Below are 20,087 nucleotides of genomic sequence, written 5' to 3' on the forward strand. Positions count from 1 at the left end.
AAGTCGCTCAAACGATAGGCAGACGGCACTTGGATACGCCGCTGGATCAGGAAATCCACGCAGCGATCAAGGATCAGCCGGGGCTTCAGATGCATCCGGGCCATTGTGGCAATCTCGGTGGTCAAGGCATTGTTCGCACTCTGATCGAAGGGCGTGAAACCGTAGAAATCCAGTATGACCTGCTGATGTCGTTGGCGCGTGCGATCTGGGTAATGGACGTCTGATGGAACCGAATGGCCAAGCTGGCTCGCAACATAGGCAATATCGCGTTCCACGAAATCCACTGGCGCAAAGAACCGCCGCGTCGCACGAAAATATCCGCAGCTTGCCAGAAAACCGATCTGATGATCCGAGTTGCGCATGATCGCGGCGACAGCCAGCAAGGACTTGGGAAAGTCGAAGAGCTTCTTCCTGTCGCGATGGTCGAACAGTGGCGGCTTATCAAAAAGCTCCTGTTCATTGGCCGTGAGAATGCGCATGCGAGGCATCAGCTGATCCTGTCAAAGGTGACCGAAAAGGGACGATTACGTACAGGGCCTCAAAGCCCGTCCGTAAATTAGCTTGCAATATTATAGGACACAGGTATCATTACGTACACCCATTCCGTAACGAATTGCCCTATGTCCAGAACTTTTTCTTACGCCCGCGTCTCCACGTTCGACCAGACACCCGAAAACCAAATCAGGGAAATCGAAGCCGCCGGGTTCGCCGTCGAGCCACACCGCATTGTCACTGAAATCATATCGGGCTCCATGGCCATCGCGCAGCGTGAGGGCTTTTCCAGGCTGTTCAACAAGATGGAAAAGGGCGACGTCCTGATCGTCACCAAACTCGACCGTCTAGGCCGCGACGCCATCGACGTCAGCACCACTGTCGCAAAGCTCGAAGAAATAGGCATCCGCGTTCACTGCCTCGCCCTTGGTGGGGTCGACCTCACCAGTTCTGCGGGAAAAATGACCATGAACGTCATCAATGCCGTGGCCCAATTCGAGCGCGACCTCTTGATCGAACGCACCCAATCCGGCCTTGCTCGCGCCAAAGCTGAAGGTAAACTCCTGGGGCGACCATCTGCCCTATCAGCGGATCAACAAGATGAAGTGAAGCAAAAAATCAAAAACGGCGAGGCAATCTCAGCTATCGCACGCGAATTCAAAACCAGCAGGCAAACAATCATGCGCGTCAGAAACCAGGGGTAATCCTATGTCGCGTTTCGTACCTTTGTTGGGATGGACCCAGTAATGAAAATCGCATTAGAAATGTCTATTGATGGTGCTGGACCTTTATTTGAAGCATGAGAAAAGGAATTGTTATGTCTCGGGTTGCCGATCGTTCTCGTAGATCCCTTTTACAAATGGCCGCGGCTAGTGCCGCTGCAGCGATGCTTCCATATCCTGCAAGATCTCAAGCCAGTACGTGGAAAGGGGGGGACGTTGCTCACCTCATTCCTACAGCAAGCCACGAGCGTTTCTTGATCAAAGCCTCCTTTCAAAATGCTCGCAGTGAAGCTCCCGTCCTTCGGGTGGATGGTCAGGCCACAACTGGTTCCAAAACTGATCTTGCCGGAAAATTTTGGCAGTTCGACGCCCAAAATCTTGAGGCAGGCAAAGATTACACTCTGCAACTGTTTGAAGGCGGCGGAGGTGAAATTACCGAAACATGGCCATTAAAAACCTTCCCTGCGCCAGGAACAATGCCTCCCAAAATGCGCATTCTGGCCTTCACCTGTGCGGGCGGCATGGATGGGCCGGTTCTCGACGACGGCAAGACCGGTTTCCTTGATATGGCGGCCCGCCATCGTTTGCTTGAACGGGGCGTTGCATTTGAACCCGACGTGGTGATTTCCAACGGAGATCACATCTATTGGGACATAAAAACAAGTCTGAACAAGCCGTACGCTGACTTTATGCGAAAGCAGTACTGGGACCCGATCGGTGGCGAACTCGACATCGACCGACCGATGCTGGATCCACGCAATGCCGATATTTTTCAGGCATTGTGTGATCACCAGATTGCGGGTCTTTATGGCACCCGACTGCGCTCGTCCCCTTCATTTTTTGTCACCGATGATCACGACATGTTTGAAAATGACGAGTTCACCGATGAACTGGCCACGCAACCCGCAGATTCCTACGGCTTGCGGGCGGCCGAGTTGACTCAGTTCATGTATTATCCAGAGCTATTGCCCTATGGCCAACCCTACGAGAACTGGTTGGATGGAGGCTTGCGGGCCGGGCGGGCGTCCGGATCGAATATGCTCTATGGCTCTATCCGTTACGGCGATCTGATAGAGACCGTCATCTACGATTGCCGCCGGATGATAGATTACAAAGGCAAGCATGCGCGGATCCTGCCACAGGCTGCGGAAAACTGGATTATTGACCGGACTCTGGCTGAAGATACGCTGCACTTCATGCATTGCCCATCTATGCCCTTTGGCTACTCCTCAGGAAAACTGGGCGACTGGTATCCGGACAATCTAGATGAAAAGACTGGAAAACTGGTGATGTACAATCCCAAGGCTGGTTGGCAGTCTGGTTGGTATGGCCAACACCAGAGATTGCTGGAGGCGCTCTCACTGCAGCAAAAACGAGCTCCTGTGATCATGCAGGGGGATTTCCATGCCAGCGGTGCTGGACAGATTTACCAATCTGGCGAGCTATCCTTCAGTCGCCCAATTGAGACCGTGTTGACTGGTGCGCTTGGCACGGGCGACACCGGTTTCCCCTCGTCAATGAGATCAGTTGAAACCATGCCATCACAGTTGATTGGCATGGAACAGTTGATGGAAACCAGCGAGAAAAACGGTTTTACCGTCATCGATGTCACCGAAGATTCCATCACTTATTCAATGTATACTTGGCGTCCGCCAGAGCCTCTTGATAACATCGATACGATGGAGCCAATCTTGGTCCGTACTGTTCCGCGTAATGTGTAAAGATGCTTGGAAAAGTGGTGATTGAACTCGGCTGGCGCGAGTTGCTGCTCTGCGGAGCCGCGAGCCTCGCTGGAACGGGCGCTCTGGCCGATACATTGCCGATCGGCGAACGTGGCCGATTGCTGGACTTTGAAGGTAGCCCGACAGTTTCGCTGCGCCAGATCGGGATCAACACCGAATTCAGTCTGACCCATTTCGGCCAGCAACAAATCAACGGCAGCGGATCAGGCCGTTTTGAAAACAGCGGTGTGGCCCGAGCGTTAATCAACATAGACGGTGAAAAGCTTGGCCTATGGCGCGGGTTCTTTGCCACAGTCGACTACGAACACACTTACGGAACCAGCCCAGGCGGAGTGTTAAATGGCGATGGGGTGATCCTGCCAATCAATACGGCATATACTTTTCCCCGTTTAAACGGGGACAACAATGCGCTATCGATCAACTTCACCCAAGCATTCAGCGAAAACGTTCTTTTCAGTTTTGGCAAATTTAATGCCGCGTCACTCGCGTCAAAAACACCCATTTTGGGCGGCGGTGGCATCGAAGGGTTTATGAATACCGCTCTTGCAGCACCCGTATCAGGCGTTGTGCCGCCATATTTCGCCGGCGGTATTTTGACAGTTAAAACCAACCCTGCAGTTTTTACCGCCCTTGTCTATGATCCGAGGAACGCTGACGATTCCGGGGTCCTGAAGGACCTGTTCAGTGAAGGTGCGACCTTTGGCCTGGCCGCGACCGTTCCCGTTCGGGTTGGCGAGTTGCCGGCCTTTCACTCAATAAAAGGATATTACAGCACCCAAGACGGTTTCGACCTGAACAATTTGCCGCAACTACAGGTTCCGCCCTCTATGCGGGGCCCGATAGGAGACGCCGACAATTACTGGTACCTCAGCTATGGCTACCAACAGTCTCTTGTCTCCCTTGGTGATGGCAAAAGTTGGGGCCTGTTCTTTGAAGCTGGGATTTCTGATGGCAATCCGAACCCGATCCAGGGTCATGTATTTGCAGGATTAGCTGGCGACAGCCCATTTGTTGGGCGAAGGGACGATACCTGGGGCATTGCGGCTTACCGTTACAATTTCAGCGAACCGCTGAAAGACGCAGGCGTAGCAGTCGGCTTCCCAATTCAAGATGAGAAAGGGCTGGAGGTTTTCTATAGTTTTGCGGTGGCTGACTGGGCACGCATGACGGCAGACTTGCAATTCATTGAACCTGCGCAGGCAGACAGGGAAACGGCCATATTTGCTGGGCTGCGACTTGAGGTGAAATTTTAATCAATAAATGTCGACTTTAAAGCCTATTCATTCAAAGACATTCCAATTTGGGGTGTCGTTTTTGAGGGTGAACCTCATCCGGTGCCAAAATGACTACTATCCCTTTCACCTTGATCGCAGGGTATCTCGGTGCAGGTAAAACTACTTTTCTTAACCGAATTCTAGCGCAGACCCAGGGGACCCGCTATGCAGTCATTGTGAACGACTTTGGTGCGGTCAATATTGACGAAACGCTGATAATCTCACGTAGCGCTACGAAGCTCGCCCTGGCAAATGGTTGTGTATGCTGCACAATGGGGCAAAGCTTGAGCGGTTTGCTAGCAGAGCTGCTGGCTAATAACCCCCAACCGGATCACATCGTAATGGAAGCTAGCGGAGTAGCCGACCCGGCCCGCTTGTCTTGGTTGGGGCTGGCGGCGGGTTTGCACTATACAGGTATCTATACGCTGGCGGACCTGAGTTTGGTGAGCAAGAAGATCAACGACAAATATTTCGGACGCCTAGTTGAAAGCCAGCTAATGCATGCCAATGTCATCCTAACCACCAAACCGGATCTGTGTAAAGATGTCGGGGAAGTGGAGCGATTTCTGAGGCAACGCTTTGACGGTGAGGTTATGTCAGTAGACCGTTTCACTAAGTTGGAAAAATCGCACTCGACTACCGCTCAACTTCAGGACAAGACCACCCCTCCAGTGATGGGGTTTTCTCATGACATTTGGCGCTCAAAGCAGAGGTTCACCAAACAAGAAGTGGATCTTTTTGCGCAGTCTATGGCCAAATCCTATGAACGGACAAAAGGGTATGTCCTTGGGTCAGACCCCGGTGTCCTTGCTTATCTCGTTCAAACGACAGGACCGAACTGGACTGTTTCCGAAGCCAAAACCTACACAAAAATCGAAGGCATCATGGTTCAAATAACAGCACCAGGATCAACACTCGTCAGTGTCGACATCCAAGAAGAGGATGCCGAATGTATACAACGACAAATCTGAGGTTCTCTTTCCCATATATCCATTTCACATCTCAAATCAGACTACATCAAGCATTTCCTGAGGTTCCCATGACGTACAAATTTCCCAACCCACTGTTTTTCCACCCCTATCTGGCCGGATTTTTGATCCTCTTAATGCCAACAATCGCTGCAGCAAACTATAGCCTGGCCAACCCAGCCGCGGTGTTCTGCATCGAACAAGGTGGACTCTATGGCACCCAGGAACACGACGGAGCTGTAGATGGGTTTTGCACACTAGAAGGTGGAACCGAAGTGAACGCTTGGGAGTATTTTCGAAATAGCCACAAGGAACCCGCAACTATGAAAACCACAAAAATTGCCAACCCTGCTGCTAGTTTCTGTGTCGCCATTGGTGGATCGTATGATCTGAAAACCTCTGTGTGCACTCTCAAGGATGGCAGCATGGTTGATGCTTGGGAGTTGTACAGAGAAGCACATGAAAACACGGCCAAACTCACAAATCCGGCCGCTGACTACTGTCTGGAAACTGGCGGCTCCTACGAAATTAGGAACAGTGAGAATGGCAAAGTTGGGATTTGCAAAAAAAGGGACGGAACTGAGGTGGATGCCTGGGCTTTGTTTCGATCCAAAACGCCAAACTAACGCGAACCCCTGAAGTCTGTTTAAATGGCTTTGAGTTTCTGGTTTGCCTACCCAAGGGCAGTGGGCCAGCATTACTCCTTATCTAAATCCATATGCCTGAGATGGATGGAATTGAGACGATTGAAGGGATCGTAAATCAAGATCGTAAATTGCGTCTGCGCTTTATGACCGGAGGAAGTGAACCGTCAATGATTGCGGCCAGGATGATTGCCGAGGCAAGTGATCTAATGGTGGGGCGAAGCCGGAAGAGATTGTCGTGAAGTTACGTCAGGTTGAAGTTCTGATGGGGCAAGGCATGCCAAGTAATCAACCATTTAGGCGTCATCGGTTTGCTAATGCGGTCATTCTGTGTGCCGTGTGAATGTACTTGCGATATCCTACTTCTAAGCCGAAAAACTGCCACAAAGCAGTAATGAGGAATAAAAATCCTGATATTCCTCATTTTTCGTGTGCAATGTGAGGAATAAATTACTACCTTATTCCTCATGACATGGAACTGGCAGCAGCCCGACTGGGCCAATTGGAGCTTCGATGCTCGGGAACTTGAAGAACTGGAACAACAGTTTCTACTTGGTTCTGGTCGCCTTATGGGTGCATGGCAGCACCTCACCAATGAGCACAAGGACCAACTCAAAGTAAGCTTACTGAGCGATGAGGCCATGAAAAGCTCTGAAATCGAAGGAGAGTTTTTGGACAGGGATTCTGTTCAGTCCTCGGTTCGTCGTCAGTTTGGCATGAGTACTGATCGCCGCTCACAGCCTGCGGAAAGCGGGATAGCTGAACTCATGGTGGCCTGCTTTCAGGGCTACGGTGAAACTATAACCCACAAAAGCCTCTTTCACTGGCACTCCCTTGTTTGCCGTGGACGTACTGATCTCAAAGATGTTGGTGCTTACAGGACACATACCGAAGCAATGCAGGTGGTTTCAGGAAGAATTGATCGACCCAAGGTTCATTTTGAAGCTCCGCCATCAAGTGTTGTTAACAATGAGATGGACGGTTTTTTGAACTGGCTTCATGAGAGTAAGATCCCTGCGCTAGCCAAGGCTGGTCTGACGCATCTCTACTTTGTTTCCATACACCCCTTTGAAGACGGAAACGGTCGGATTGCACGGGCTCTCAGTGAGCATGTTTTTGCAAGCTCCCTAAGGCAGCCAAGTTTGCTTGCGCTCTCCTATCAAATCGAGAAGGAGCGAAACGCATACTACGATGCACTGGAAGCGAACAATAAGACCATGGAAGTCACGCCTTGGCTGATCTGGTTTGCTAAAACAGCTCTGAAAGCACAAGCTTACTCCATTGCGCTCATTGATCATATCATCGCAAAGACCCAGACCTTGGATCGACTTCGAGGGAAACTAAACCCACGGCAGGAAAAAGCCCTCATTCGCCTTTTTGATGCAGGTCCTGAGGGGTTTTTGGGTGGATTGAGCGCAAAAAATTATATCTCGATTACCGGAGCCACAACCGTTACGACAACCCGTGACCTCAATGATCTTGTAGCGAAATCGGCACTTACAAAGACGGGGGAACGCAAAGGAACACGCTATTGGTTGAAAATCTAGTGTGTCCCCCCTGCCTTTAGGCACACAGTCCAAGCCACCCTGCGGAAGCCCCTCGTCACTCTAGTACCTAACCTCCTCATACCCAGGGGCCCCCTCAAAGTCCTCCCAATAAACCCCAACCGCGCGGAACCTGATATTGGGACAGTCCCCTCCTCGCCTAACGCGGTGAACTGCCGACTGTGGCGGAGCGTTCCAAGACAAAGATCGGATCGGCTGAGACCCAGCGCTATATCCAGACCGGAGATTGTGGTGCCTCCATGCAAAGCCCCCTTGTTGCCCATAGACACCGAGACGAGAGCTGTCGGTCCGATTGCAATCATCTCGTGTCCGCCTTTGCCGAAACTCCATGTGGTACACACGCAGAGATCGGACAAAATCAAACGCCGGATCAGATATGTCGATGTCAGCTGTTCCTGTTGCACTGGCATCAATGATCTGGGCAGCAATCGCCTTCCCTACGCTGGGTTTTCCATCCCGGAAAACAGTCTTGGCGACTTGAGGCGACGCCGACGCTTTCGCAAGCGCCACCTTCTGTACCCGCTCGAGCAATGGCCTCGTTAGATCTTCATTTTGGGCAACCCCCATCGGACACCGCCATATCTGTAGCGGCGGCTCAATCGGCCAGGGTGTGATCCGGCGAATGAACACCGCCCGGGCATGAGAGCATTCTGCTGACGCAGGCCACCCACCTGCAAGACACAGAAGGATTGCACAATCCACGGGATAGGCGCTTGAGGCCACCGGGTTCACAAGAGCAACCACCCCTCCAAAAAGAGTTCGCCGAAGCACCGAGCCAAACGACATTTTCATCCCAGACACCCTTTCAAAGTCATCATTCACATTTCTACCAATAAGTGCGCTATGCGCACTTGACTCCCTCATAGATGCATATGATGAAGCGTGACCCAGCGTAATCTTGGACGCGGCATCACCTGGTTGCACAGTGTCAAGATATCAAACGTCAGGCAATATTGAATATTGTACTATTTTGGATTTAAGTGTGATTTTTACTATTGACAGTGAATGTCTTTCCGCAGAGGGTCCGCACGTATTAGAAGTCGTCTCAAGCGAGGGACGACACATGCCGATAAAACGAAAATACCAATTGATCACAATCAGAGGCGTACGCGCCCTGGTGGCTGAAGGTGTGGCGTTTCAATGTCGGTATGACTTGATCGAGCTGACCAATGGCAAACCACGCTATCAGTGCATTTACCTTGCCGCCGGCAAGGAAAGCATCCTTATCTCTGACCGTGTGTCGGAGAACGGTGTGGAGCCTCGGTTGTTTAATCTGTGGCCTGGCCTGTTCAAACACCACTTCGAGTTTGGCGACGGCACTGACCTCACTTTTGATAGCGACCTCATCATTACCACAGGCGAGCTTCGCGGACGTAATGATGTTCCACAAGGACGGAAGCGCTAGCGCCTCTGGCTGGACGTTTCACGGGGACCCACCTGCACATATTGAGCTAATTGGCTTCTCTCGAACAATTCCGCCTGGGAATGCTCAGATCGCTCGATCCCCTGCCCCGGTTTCCCAGGCGCGTGCGGAGATCTTGTCTGCGGTTCGCAATACAGCTGCACGACATCAAAGCAATCGCGCTTTGGCAGCTGTTGGTCTTAGCTCTAGTGAATGGCACCAGTTGTTTCGCTCTCTCATCCAAGCTGAAAGCGCTTTTAACCCCAATGCGCTCAGCCCAAAAGGAGCCGTAGGGCTAGGCCAACTCATGCCGGGTACCGCAAAGCAGCTTGGCGTAGACCCATATGACATGCACCAGAACTTGGATGGTTCAGCGCGTTACCTCCTGGCTCAGCTCTCCACGTTTGGATCCATCGAGCTGGCACTGGCGGCCTATAACGCAGGCCCGCACCGGATAGAGCAATACGGCGGCGTTCCACCGTTCCGAGAAACCCGCAATTACATCACTCGCATCAACCAGCTCTCAAATGGGATGGTCACGCGCCGTGTTCTCGCCGCATCAGCAGAGACATCATCCAAACCCAGGACACAGACTGCTGTCGTGTTGGACTAAGATTTAAAAGGACTACCAAACCTATGAGTTTCAAATCTGCCCAGAAGGCCGCCGTATTGGTGGCTTTCACAATAGTCATGTCTTCCCCTGCTCTGGCTCAAGACCTGTCTCCAATTCAAAACATGCTGGAATCCGTTGAAGCGGCTCTCACAGGACCAATTGGGATTGCAGTGGCCACACTCGCCGTCATCGGAACTGGTTTTATGTGCATGATGGGGCGCTTGAACTGGGGTTGGTTTGCCTCCGTGATCATCGGCATCGTGTTGATATTCTCGGCCGGCACCATTGTTGCTGGGTTCGCTTAACACCCGTCCGCGTTTTCGTCATCGGCAACACCAGCGCCACCCTAAATCTCTATCCTATTTCTATCGCCTGGCCTGAATGCGAGCTGCAGTGCAGTTGCAACCTCAGGCCAGCGATAGGGATCCTCTTTTATCAACTCCGACAGGCACCCCGTGGCACAACGTTCCCCATTGTTTCTCGGCCTCACCAGGCCACCCAAGTATCTTGGCCTCCCTGTTGGATACCTAGCCGTCCTTTGTATGGGGATCATTCTGCCGTTCATTTGGACCAAGTCCCTGGCTCTCTTGCTACTAGGTGCCCCGGCCTATGTGATCATGTGGTTTACCGCCGACAAAGAACCCAAATTCTTTGAGGTCTTACGCGTGTCATACGGCAAGGTCTGGGGCACCAAGAACGCCCATATCTGGGGAGGTGACTCCTTTGGCTCTTGATGGATCCAACCTCAAGGGTGTCAGCCCTGCCCTTCAGTCTCTGGGTGCAAATGATTTTGCCAAGGAAAGTTACCTGTCTGAGCACATGCCCTACCTCGCTTACGTTGAGGATCAGATCATGATGCTGAAGCAGGGCGACCTCATGGCCACTCTACGCTTTGACGGTGTCAATCCGATGACTGCCGGGGACAGCGATCTTGATGCGCTCAAGCGGGCGGTGTCGGCCATTGTTTCTCTTACCGGCAATTCATTTGGATTCTATGTGCACCGAATTTCTGTACCGCAGGAATTTGACTTGTCCCCTGTGAAAGGTGACAGCTTTGCCGCCCAGATCGACCAACTCTGGCAGGACCACATCCGGGATTTGGGACCTAAAAAGCTACGCCTTTACCTTAGCGTCATCCGCCGCCCCAACCTGAGCTCACGTGTGCCACTCCTGCGCCGGTTTGCCACCCGCAATTATCTCAAGGATCGCCTGGCCCGGACTCAGCAGCTCAATGAAGTGATGAACTTCTTCCAAGAAGCACTCTCGACAGCGAAGCCAAAGCGCCTGACCAGACAGGGGAGCGAATGGCTTGGGTATCTCGGCGCGCTCAATTCTGGAAGCTTTGCGCCAATCGCAGAAGGTGCGGCTTTCACCAGCCTCGCATCACAGGCCAGCAATTGCCGCGCTATCTTTGAGGGAGACCGAGTAACGATCCGCGATGAGGTGACCGGCGCTCTGCGCTATGGGGCCCTATTCGCTATCAAGACCTACCCCTCGATCACCGATGTGACCATGCTGGATGCGTTGGATCTGCCAATTGATGTGGTGCTGACCAATAGCTTCACCCCTATTCCAAACAATATCATGTTGGAGAATATCCAGCGGACCGTGCGCCAGATGCGAGCTGCGGATGATGCGGCCGTCTCATTGCGCGATCAGCTGACGGATGCGGCAGACGATATGGAATCCGGGCGTATCTCCTTTGGCGATCATCACCTGTCCGTCACGATCTATGCCGAAGATCGGGATCTGCTCGAACAGGGCGTGGCGCAGGTCAAACGGATTGGCCAGGAAACTTCCACCGTGCTGATCCGAGAAAACATGGCGCTCAAAGCCACCTATTTTGCACAACACCCCGGCAACTTCTCTTACCGCCCCCGCAAGACGCCAATCTCCTCGGTCAATTTTGCGGACTTCGCAGCTCTGCATGGCACAGTCGAAGGGCGGGCGCCCAACAAAAGCCCATGGGCTGAGAATATCACGGTGTTTCCAACAGTGGGATCATCTGGCTACCGATTTAACTTTCACGAGCCCGGTGATGCAAAAAGCGAACCAACGGCTGGTCATGCCATTGTCCTGGGCACCATGGGTGTCGGCAAGACTTTCACCACCGCCTTTCTCGCAGCACAGGCTCAGCGCGTTGGAGCTAGGTTGTTTTTCTTCGACAAGGATCAGGGCCTGGAAATGGCGGTGCGTGCCCTTGGCGGATCTTACAACCAAATCCGCGCAGGCGTTGCCACTGGGCTAAACCCACTTGCCACCGAGACTGATGCACGAGGTAAGGCATGGCTCTCGGACTGGCTGACAACGTTGATGTCACGCACGGGCCCTCTAAACGGTGAACAAGCCCGCCATCTGCAGCTGGCCATTCGCCAGAACGCCGATGCCCATCAAAGCCTGCAGAGCTTCTCTGGGTTTGAACAGTTGTTCCGGTCTCTCGATGACGGGGATGAACTGCTTTCCCGCGTTGCGGAATGGGCACCGGGAGGCCGGTTTGGCTGGGTGTTTGAAGACAGCGCTGAAGGCCATGACATCTCTGTCAAAGGCGACATCGTGGGCTTTGACATGACAGAAATTCTCGAAATAGACACCGAACGCATGGCCGTTCTGTCTTACATCTTCCGCCAGATTGAACGGGTCATTGAGGACCGCAAACCCACCATCATCGTGTTGGATGAAGCGTGGAAGCTGCTGAACGACAGCTACTTCGGTACCCGTCTGGAAAACTGGCTGGTCACTCTGCGCAAGATGAACTGCGTGGTGATTATGATGACCCAGCTCCCGTCGCAGCTGGAAAAATCCCATGTGGGCAAGGTAATTGTGGAAACGGTCTCCACTCAGATCCTGTTTCCAAACCCCAAGGCAGAGCCCTCCGACTATCGCTTCCTGCGTCTGAACGACAAAGAAGCGGAACTGCTGGTGCAGCCAATGATTGGCACGCGCGCTGCTCTCCTGCGCTCGGCAGGTGACAGCGTATTTATCAATGCAGACCTGAGTGCCCTTGGTCCCCTGCTGCCATTCCTTGGTGGTGGTGCCACAGGCGAAGCCCTCGCCGGACCTGGTTGGCGAACCCGTAATGATTTTTGGAAGACATCCTAATGCACAAACTGATTTTGATTGGCGCCCTGGCCGCATTGGCTGGGTGCGAAAATTACACAGACAAAACATCGCCTTGTTTTAATCGCAGCGGCAAACCCGTCGTGAGCCGCAACAGCACCTCCCCTGCCCTTTCCTTTGCGCCGGATTTTTTCTCTCCCGACGTTTCTCGAAACTCACAAGACCCTGATTGCCTATTCCGGCCAATCGGATCTGGCGCGTGAACAGAGTGGTTTTAGCAGTGGGGCTGATGGCACCCATGCCGCCCTGCCCACTCTCAGCCCAAGGTGTTCCCACATTTGACCGTGCGGTTATTGAGCAGCAGATCGCAAAGGCCACTGCACTGGTTGAAGACCTGCAAGTTCAGCGTAACAGCCTGACCATTCGCCAATCGCTCGCCGATGTGCAGATGGAACAACTCTCCACTCTGGAAGAGATGACCGCAGCAATGACGGGTTCAGGATACAATGCCACCGCGCTGGAAACCGACGCATCGATTGGGGCAAATGTGATCTATCCCGCAATCGATACCAGCCCAATGGATGCACGTTTATTTGGTGACGCGCGGCAAACTGTGGAGGTGATGATTGCGCAGGTAGCGCAGGAATATGCGGGTGATGCGGTAACAGCGGGCTTGTCGCCAACACAGTTTCGGTGCCTGTTTCAGGCTCTCATTAAGCAGGAAAGCCGCTTTAACGTGGCCATTTCCAGTCCTGTTGGGGCTTACGGTCTCACCCAGCTGATGCCAGGGACAGCAAGTGACATGGGGGTAGATCGGACTGTTCCCATCGAAAACCTCCGCGGTGGCGCAAAGTACATCACCATCCAACTGCGCCGGTTTGGCAATATCCCACACGCCCTGGCTGCTTATAATGCAGGGCCCGGCCGGGTGATTGAATATGGCGGTGTCCCGCCTTTTGTTGAAACCCAGGGCTACGTGCGCAACGTCACCAAATACTACAATGAATATCTCGCAGTTGTGGGCGGCGTTGCAGCCCTTGGCACACTGTCGCCCAGTGACATGACCCTGGCCGAATACAGCAACACAGCAGATGCCAGCATATATTATGGGGCTGACAGTCATGCCACCACTCAGCAGGTGATAGCCCGCCTGAGTGCCATCATTCACCAGATTGATGAGCAGCCAAACGCCAAGGCTGCGATTGAGCTCAACACCTATGCCCGCGCTGAGATCGCCCGCATCCTAACACTGCGCACCCGGCTCAAGGCCACCAACCAGGTTCGCGAGGGGGCTTTCGCTCAACACCTCGTTGCAGATCGCCTCGCTGAGCATGACTTCAAACAAATGGGAGTTTCCCAATGAGTATAGAGTTTCAAAGAAGGCTAAATATCCTCAGCGGCGCAAGTCCCGTTTTGGCTCCAGCCAGGGCCTGGAAATTGAGTTTCAACCAAATAGCGGTACGCTCTAAACGCCTTTTTCTTGCTGGGGCAGTTTCCTTTTGCGCGATTGCCTCTGGTGCTCATGCCCAGGGTGTTCCCACGATCGACGGCACTCAACTAGGGCAATTACTGGCCCAGCTTGAGCACATGGCAAATGATCTGAATGTTCAGCTCGAACAAGTCGCCACCATGCGACAGGAGTTGGAAACTCAGATCTCACAGCTGACCAACCTGGAAGATCAACTCCTTTCTTTGGTGGAAGGCAACGGGCTGGGTCAGCTGCTCGCGACTATTGAAGACTTTGAGAGATTGAAGGGCATCATCGAGCAGCCGATTGCTTCGCTCGACCAAATCAGGGCGGGGAACTTCACCGGTGCGTTTCGGGAAGGGTCCGCCGCAGCCAGTCGAATTGGCAGCGTCCTGGGAGACGCAGGGTTCTCCAGTGAACGACTGTCCTCCCTCTCAAGCTCACCCAAGCCAAGTGATAACAACCTAGCAACGCAGGCTGGCGCCAGCGCCATGTTGTCCGTGGCAGCCGAAGAATCTCACGCTGAAGCCGGACAAAGTCTAGAGCGCATTCAAACAATGGTTGGTCATATCGATGATCAGGACGGGTTAAAATCAGCCGTAGACCTCAACACCCGTGTAACGGCTGAGCTTGGCATCATTCTGACACAGATCTGGAGACTTGAAGCAGCCGCCGGCGTCAGTGCTGGCCAGCTTGGCGTAGTAGATGCGGCAACCCTCGCTGAAGAGCGTCGGTTCCGAACCATGGCGGTAGACGAGTGATGGGCAGCAAACTGATGGCGATCATTGCAGTTGCTGGGATAACCGCAGTTGGCCTAGCGGCCCTTCCCCATGTCTTCGAGGCTGACCCCACCGAGAAAGAAACGACATCGATGCCAACAGTGGTCGCTCAAGTAGCTGCAATTGGCGAGCTGGGTTCGCTTGAACCAACGCAAGCACAGTTAGACTTCCGGACAATGGCGGTTGAGCCCGACCAGCCTGAATGCAGACCACCCCGACCACCAAAGGAACTTGCCCAGCTTGCGCTTACACGGAATGGGTATGCAGCTATTTTGGAAATCATGGCGATGCGGCGCTGGAAAAATACCGACTCTTGTGAGTGCTTCTATGTGCAAATTACTTGGGATGACGTTCAGGTCGCAGCCCACGAATTTGAACGCACAGATGGTGTAAACCTCCGCTTCGATGTACCGAAACTTCGGGTTAAAGCCGATCTACTGACGGCCCAGAGATCTAAGGTGTGTCCTAGATAATGGGAGTGATCACCGATATTCTTTCTGTCGTCGATAACGCTGTTGAAGGCGTTTCCGAAGCGGGGTTTTCCCAAATCGCCGGAACGGTGGGTGGCGTAATCACCACCGGTTCTGCCCTGCTGGTCGTGCTCCTCGGTATCAATATTGTCGCCCAGATCCGACCCATGAGTTTTGGCAGCTTCTTTGCCTTTGGAATAAAGATCGCCCTTGTTGGAATATTTGCACAATCCTGGCCGAACTTTCAGGTGGTCTACACCATCATTACGCAAGTTCCGGATAGCATCGGATCCGCCATCATCTCTCTAACCGGGGTGACATCAACTGGCGGTCTATATGCTGCGCTCGATTCAATGGTGTCTCAGGTCACGGAATATGGCGATACGATTGGCGACAGTGCCGGCTGGGTCTTTGGTGCTGTTCTGGGTGTTGTTGTCTGGGTGATTGCGGCCATTTTTGCGGCCGTATCAGCGGGCATCATAGCTTATGCAAAAATCATTCTGACCCTGATGGTGGTCGTCGCACCCGTTGCCATCCTGTGCTCGCTGTTCAAACCAACCATGTCGATATTTGAAGCCTGGTCCCGCTCAATCATTGGCTATGCATTTATGCCCATTGCCGCAGCAGGCGCCGCTGGCATTGTCATCGCAATTGCTGGTGAAATCGCCAGCACCACGCCTGATCCAGACGGTGTGGATACACTCAACCTGATCTTCCCCTTCATCGTCGTCCTGTTCTTGGCAGCGGGCATCATGCTCGCGGTTCCATCCATCGCAATGGGATTGAGCGGAACAATTGGCATTGCTTCAAACGCTGCAGGTCTCAGTGGCCTCGCCAAACGCGGAGTTATTCGCTCCGGTCAGGTTGCTCGCAGGGCAATGGGTGAGACCGGGTACTACGGATCAAAAGCGATCAGCGAGACACAAGCTAGGATGAGCGCACCAACCTCGGACGCCACCTCCTCACCTCCGCCCAGATCCAGCCCTGCTGCTCGGCTCGCCCAAACTCAATCCCTCAGGCCAAGCAAGTAAGTCGGGCCAACCAATAAGAAAATCAGGGGCGTTTTGACGATCCCTCAGAAGGATTTCTACGTGACTACTGCAAAAGACATTTTTGAAACCGATCTCATCCTCGGCCCGCGCCGCCGAGAGCGCATGGCCTATATGGTCGCGGGCATCGGTGTTGTGATTGGGCTAACTGGCTTCCTTGGCGCGCTGTCACTCCTCCCGCTGAAAACCACTCAAACCCACGTGGTGGTGGTCGACAAGGCCAGCGGCCAGCTGGACCGGGTTGCAGCCGTTCAAGACATGACACTGGATGAGAATGACGCCGTCATACAGGCGCATCTGGTTGCTTACGTTGATCAACGCGAGACCTACGATCTTGCTGACAGCGAGCAACGCATCAATGCCGTCCTCGGTCGGTCTGATGCGGACGCGGCGCGAACCCTCAAAAACCTGTGGAACTCAGCTGCTGAGGATTACCCCATCTCAGTCTATGGGCCGGAGGCCAAAATTGACGTGATCATCAAATCGGTAAACCAACTGAACGCAGGCGTGGCACAGGTCCGGTTTACCAAAACCCTGCGCAAACCGCGTGACGACCGCCGGGTCACCCGCGGTTACGTCGCCACCATCGCCTATGAGTTCCGCCCCGATACCAAACAGCTGCTGCAAGAAGTCTGGGGCAATCCCCTTGGTTTTGTTGTGACCTCCTACCGCGTCGATGCAGAAACCCTGGAGAACTGAGATGGGCAATCAATACTTTGAAGCCAGACCGTCGATCTGGAAGACAATCCTCGCCCTCCTTCTTCTTGCAAACCTAGCTTCCCCTGCCCTTGCAGCTGGAACGCCCACCGCAGGCATCCGTGATATTCGCATCCGCAATGCCATCTATGATCCAGACCAGGTGTTTGTCATTGAGACGGACCTTCGCTTCTCAACCACCATCCATTTTGGACGGGGAGAACGCTTTGAAGCTGTGATTGCAGGCGACACTGAGAGTTTTGAAATCACCCCCATCACGGATCTGGGCAATGTGATCTCAATCAAGCCACATGTCTCGCGCGCGGTGACCAACATGACCGTAATCACCAATAGGCACACCTATTCCTTAGAATTACGCGAGGGCCATATCAAAGGCCCCACGGGCAGGTTTTACGAGGTGCGCTTTCGCTATCCAGAAGAGGCGCGACGCACAGCGGCGCGCACCTCTCCCAAAGGGTTCCAGCCACCAAAGAACCATGCCTACAAAATTGCGGGGGAAGGCGATTTCCAGCCCACCTCCATCTACGACGATGGGCGTTACACCTATTTTCTGTTTCCAGAGGGCATGCGCCAACCGGCCATCTTCAAAGCAGATGCCCAGGGGCGTGAGCGAACGGTCAATTGGACCCAGCAAGGCAATACCGTTCGCGTGCTCGGGGTAAATGATTTCTGGACGCTGCGCATTGATGACGCCGCTTTGTGTGTCGCCCGCGATGCCACCACCATTTACGTAAGGAACTAGGTCGTGACGCAACCAAACTTAGAGTCCCGCTTGGCGGCAATGGCAGATCAAACCCAGAGAAAGCCTCGACGCAACATTGGTCTGCCTGCCGTTGGAATGGGTTTAGCGATCACGGGCGCATTTGGCGCTTATCTGTTAGCCGCGGGTTTGCAAGATGACGCCGACGCACCCCTCAGCTCATCCAAGGTGGAAGATTTCCAACGTGGACAGACGAATGCTGGGCGGCTCAGCTTTGAAACCTCCAAGCCGGAGCGCCAAGTTGAAGAGGCTATCATTCGAATAGAAGAAGTACTGACATCACCTGCCCCACAAGCGGTTGCGGCACCCCAGAACAATAACTTGGCCGATGAGCTAGCCGCCATGCGGCAAGCTCTGGCAGAAAGCAGCGCCGATAGAGACAAGGCAATTGGTCAGGCCGTCGCAGAATTGACAGAGGCTTTTGAAACTCGGGCTGCAAATCTGGAAGACGACGCCAAACAGGCTGAAATGAAGCTAGCCGCGCTTCAATCCACCGCCGCTGCTCGGGAAAGTTCCTTGCAGGCCCTGCTCGAGGCTGAACGTACGCAGCGCGAGGCGTTGGAAAGTGAACTAGCACGTGGAGAGGCCCTCGCGCTGAATGCACAACAAGCAGAACAGGTCGCTAGAGATGCAGCTGACTTAGCAAAGGCACAGATTGAATCTCCAGCGGTGATTTTTGCAAATAGCCAATCCGGTGAGGCAACAGGCGGCAACTCCTCCACAGGCGGCTCTGATGGACGCAAACTGTCCGACAACGAGGCCTTTCTGCAGTCTGCACCACCTCTAACTGTTCAGCAGGCAGAGCAAATGATGGATCCAGATCGCACTCTGGCGCAAGGATCCGTTGTCCAGGCGGCTTTGCAGGTTGCCATCAACAGCGACTTGCCAGGCAATGTCATTGCCGTTGTTTCAGAACCCGTGCCCTCCTTTGCAGGCAACAACATCCTAATCCCGCGTGGCTCTCGCCTGTTTGGCTCCTACAGCGCGGGTATAGATGCGGGCCAAAAACGTATCTTGATTGCTTGGAGCCGTATTCTAACACCAGATGGACACTCCATGCAGATCTCAGCAGTGGGTGGTGACAGGCTTGGGCGGTCCGGCGTAACCGGATTTATTGATACTAAGTTTGGTGAGCGCTTTGGCGGGGCAGCTTTGATCTCCGTAATAGGTGCTGCACCCTCAATTGCGGCATCCCGCGTCGATAGTGAAACCACGTCCGACACATTGGTTTCCGTCACCGAGGATCTTGAGGACGCAACCGGCACTGTGATTGCGGAACAGCTGTCGCGCAAACCAACCATCTACATTGATCAGGGCAACAGCGTCACTGTTTTGGTGGACCGCGATGTGGTGATCTGGTGACAAAGGCGCTGGTCCCGGCCCAGACAAGCTATGTCGATGCCTATCTGGAGCCTTTTGCGGAATGGCTCACAGATCCTGGTATCTCTGAACTTGCGATAAACCCTGGCGGGCTGGTTTGGATTGAACGCGCGGGCGCGGCTCATATGATCCCTGCTGGTACCCGCAAGATTGAACCTGCAAACGCTATTGATATCGCCCAGGCCATTGTTGGTGACGCAAAGGCTAAGGTATCGAAGTCTCGCCCACTTGTGTCGGGCAAGATAGACTACCGTGGCCGCCCCCTTCGCGTTCAGGTGGCTATTGCACCTGCCGTCGAGCATGGCGCATCACTCTCAATCCGCCTGTTTTCCACTCAAGGCATGCCAGGCTTTAAAGCTGAGTACCTATTTGGCGAGGCAGTCTCGCTGGAGGCCAAGCGCTGTGTGAAAATGGCTGAGGTCCGCAAACTTGCTGAAGCGGATCTCAACACTGCCCTGCAGCGCCTGATTGAGCTGCGGCTCAACATTCTTATCAGCGGCGGTACATCAACCGGTAAGACGACCTTTGCACGGCACCTCCTTGGTTTTGTGAACCGCGAGGAACGCATGATCACCATTGAGGACGCCTTTGAGCTGTTTCCACCGCAGTCCAATGCCGTTGGCCTGTTGTCCGAGCGCGATAAGGATTCACCTCGTTCCACAGAAGTTCTATTGGCTGCTTCGTTGCGAATGCGCCCGGATCGCATCATTGTCGGAGAGCTGCGCGGACGTGAAGCGATCACCTATCTCGAGGCCATCAACACAGGGCATGGCGGGTCTATTTCCACGCTGCATGCTGAAACAGCCAAGCTGGCGATCGATCGCTTGGCGATCATGGTGTTACAGGCAGGAACGCCGCTGACATTTGCGGAAGTCAAAGACTACATTGCCCGCTCAATTGATGTGATTGTTCAGCTTGGTCGGAGCGATGGTCGCCGGGGGGTGACTGAGCTGTATTTCCCAGGCGATGAAGTCGGTTGAGAATT

General features: G+C 53.6%; 20 protein-coding genes. 19 read left to right on the plus strand and 1 reads right to left on the minus strand.

Going from position 1 to position 20,087, the window contains the following annotated elements; translation table 11 throughout:
* A partial coding sequence (locus FEE96_RS22305; protein WP_138165346.1) for a DUF4158 domain-containing protein occupies positions 1 to 488 on the minus strand: 488 nt, incomplete at its 3' end.
* A 132-nt stretch (positions 489 to 620) separates the two neighbouring features.
* On the opposite strand from FEE96_RS22305, the gene FEE96_RS22310 reads away from it, so the two are divergent.
* The 19 genes from FEE96_RS22310 to FEE96_RS22410 all read left to right on the plus strand — a co-directional run bounded on the left by FEE96_RS22310 (position 621) and on the right by FEE96_RS22410 (position 20,082).
* Positions 621 to 1,196 carry a recombinase family protein gene (locus FEE96_RS22310; protein ID WP_138165347.1) on the plus strand — a complete coding sequence of 192 codons (576 nt, stop codon included), beginning with the start codon at positions 621 to 623 and terminating at the stop codon, positions 1,194 to 1,196.
* 272 nt (positions 1,197 to 1,468) lie between these two features.
* Positions 1,469 to 2,935 (plus strand): alkaline phosphatase D family protein, encoded by a 1,467-nt coding sequence (locus FEE96_RS22315; protein ID WP_212744815.1) that lies wholly within the window; start codon positions 1,469 to 1,471, stop codon positions 2,933 to 2,935.
* Between the two features lie 17 nt (positions 2,936 to 2,952).
* Positions 2,953 to 4,209: a carbohydrate porin gene (locus FEE96_RS22320; RefSeq protein ID WP_171021792.1), complete on the plus strand. Its 1,257-nt coding sequence runs from the start codon at positions 2,953 to 2,955 to the stop codon at positions 4,207 to 4,209.
* A gap of 89 nt (positions 4,210 to 4,298) precedes the next feature.
* Complete coding sequence (locus FEE96_RS22325; protein ID WP_138165350.1) at positions 4,299 to 5,201, plus strand: CobW family GTP-binding protein; 903 nt, start codon at positions 4,299 to 4,301, stop codon at positions 5,199 to 5,201.
* A 68-nt stretch (positions 5,202 to 5,269) separates the two neighbouring features.
* Positions 5,270 to 5,824, plus strand: coding sequence for a putative hemolysin (locus tag FEE96_RS22330; protein ID WP_138165351.1), 555 nt, complete (start codon positions 5,270 to 5,272; stop codon positions 5,822 to 5,824).
* Positions 5,825 to 6,309: 485 nt separating this feature from the next.
* A complete protein-coding gene (locus FEE96_RS22340) occupies positions 6,310 to 7,389 on the plus strand; it encodes a Fic family protein (protein WP_138165353.1) in 1,080 nt (359 codons plus the stop codon).
* A 1,081-nt stretch (positions 7,390 to 8,470) separates the two neighbouring features.
* Positions 8,471 to 8,812, plus strand: a complete 342-nt coding sequence (locus FEE96_RS22350) for a hypothetical protein (protein ID WP_138165354.1) — start codon at positions 8,471 to 8,473, stop codon at positions 8,810 to 8,812.
* A gap of 220 nt (positions 8,813 to 9,032) precedes the next feature.
* Positions 9,033 to 9,422 (plus strand): lytic transglycosylase domain-containing protein, encoded by a 390-nt coding sequence (locus FEE96_RS24180; protein WP_246079580.1) that lies wholly within the window; start codon positions 9,033 to 9,035, stop codon positions 9,420 to 9,422.
* 23 nt (positions 9,423 to 9,445) lie between these two features.
* Entirely contained in the window at positions 9,446 to 9,727 is a 282-nt protein-coding gene (locus FEE96_RS22360) for a TrbC/VirB2 family protein (RefSeq protein WP_138165356.1), read from the plus strand.
* Positions 9,728 to 9,877: 150 nt separating this feature from the next.
* Positions 9,878 to 10,156, plus strand: a complete 279-nt coding sequence (locus FEE96_RS22365) for a VirB3 family type IV secretion system protein (RefSeq protein WP_138165357.1) — start codon at positions 9,878 to 9,880, stop codon at positions 10,154 to 10,156.
* The gene (locus FEE96_RS22370) at positions 10,146 to 12,521 is read left to right on the plus strand and encodes a VirB4 family type IV secretion/conjugal transfer ATPase (RefSeq protein WP_425467354.1); all 2,376 of its coding nucleotides are present in this window, start codon (positions 10,146 to 10,148) and stop codon (positions 12,519 to 12,521) included. Before FEE96_RS22365 ends, FEE96_RS22370 begins: the two co-directional genes overlap by 11 nt.
* Positions 12,522 to 12,738: 217 nt before the next feature.
* The gene (locus tag FEE96_RS22375) at positions 12,739 to 13,842 is read left to right on the plus strand and encodes a lytic transglycosylase domain-containing protein (protein ID WP_425467355.1); all 1,104 of its coding nucleotides are present in this window, start codon (positions 12,739 to 12,741) and stop codon (positions 13,840 to 13,842) included.
* 89 nt (positions 13,843 to 13,931) lie between these two features.
* On the plus strand, positions 13,932 to 14,708 hold the full coding sequence (locus FEE96_RS22380; protein WP_425467357.1) for a type IV secretion system protein: 777 nt from the start codon (positions 13,932 to 13,934) through the stop codon (positions 14,706 to 14,708).
* Entirely contained in the window at positions 14,708 to 15,199 is a 492-nt protein-coding gene (locus tag FEE96_RS22385; protein WP_138165359.1) for a hypothetical protein, read from the plus strand. The genes FEE96_RS22380 and FEE96_RS22385 overlap by 1 nt, the downstream gene beginning before the upstream one ends.
* On the plus strand, positions 15,199 to 16,227 hold the full coding sequence (locus tag FEE96_RS22390) for a TrbL/VirB6 family protein (RefSeq protein ID WP_138165360.1): 1,029 nt from the start codon (positions 15,199 to 15,201) through the stop codon (positions 16,225 to 16,227). The genes FEE96_RS22385 and FEE96_RS22390 overlap by 1 nt, the downstream gene beginning before the upstream one ends.
* 60 nt (positions 16,228 to 16,287) lie before the next feature.
* A complete protein-coding gene (locus FEE96_RS22395; RefSeq protein ID WP_138165361.1) occupies positions 16,288 to 16,944 on the plus strand; it encodes a VirB8 family type IV secretion system protein in 657 nt (218 codons plus the stop codon).
* Between the two features lies 1 nt (position 16,945).
* Positions 16,946 to 17,704 carry a TrbG/VirB9 family P-type conjugative transfer protein gene (locus tag FEE96_RS22400; RefSeq protein ID WP_138165362.1) on the plus strand — a complete coding sequence of 253 codons (759 nt, stop codon included), beginning with the start codon at positions 16,946 to 16,948 and terminating at the stop codon, positions 17,702 to 17,704.
* 3 nt (positions 17,705 to 17,707) lie between these two features.
* Positions 17,708 to 19,084 (plus strand): TraB/TrbI/VirB10 family type IV secretion system protein, encoded by a 1,377-nt coding sequence (locus tag FEE96_RS22405; RefSeq protein ID WP_246079567.1) that lies wholly within the window; start codon positions 17,708 to 17,710, stop codon positions 19,082 to 19,084.
* Positions 19,081 to 20,082, plus strand: a complete 1,002-nt coding sequence (locus FEE96_RS22410; protein ID WP_246079569.1) for an ATPase, T2SS/T4P/T4SS family — start codon at positions 19,081 to 19,083, stop codon at positions 20,080 to 20,082. Before FEE96_RS22405 ends, FEE96_RS22410 begins: the two co-directional genes overlap by 4 nt.
* The last annotated feature ends 5 nt before the right edge of the window (positions 20,083 to 20,087 follow it).

The organism is Parasedimentitalea maritima (assembly GCF_005771405.1).
GTDB classification, from domain to species: domain Bacteria; phylum Pseudomonadota; class Alphaproteobacteria; order Rhodobacterales; family Rhodobacteraceae; genus Parasedimentitalea; species Parasedimentitalea maritima.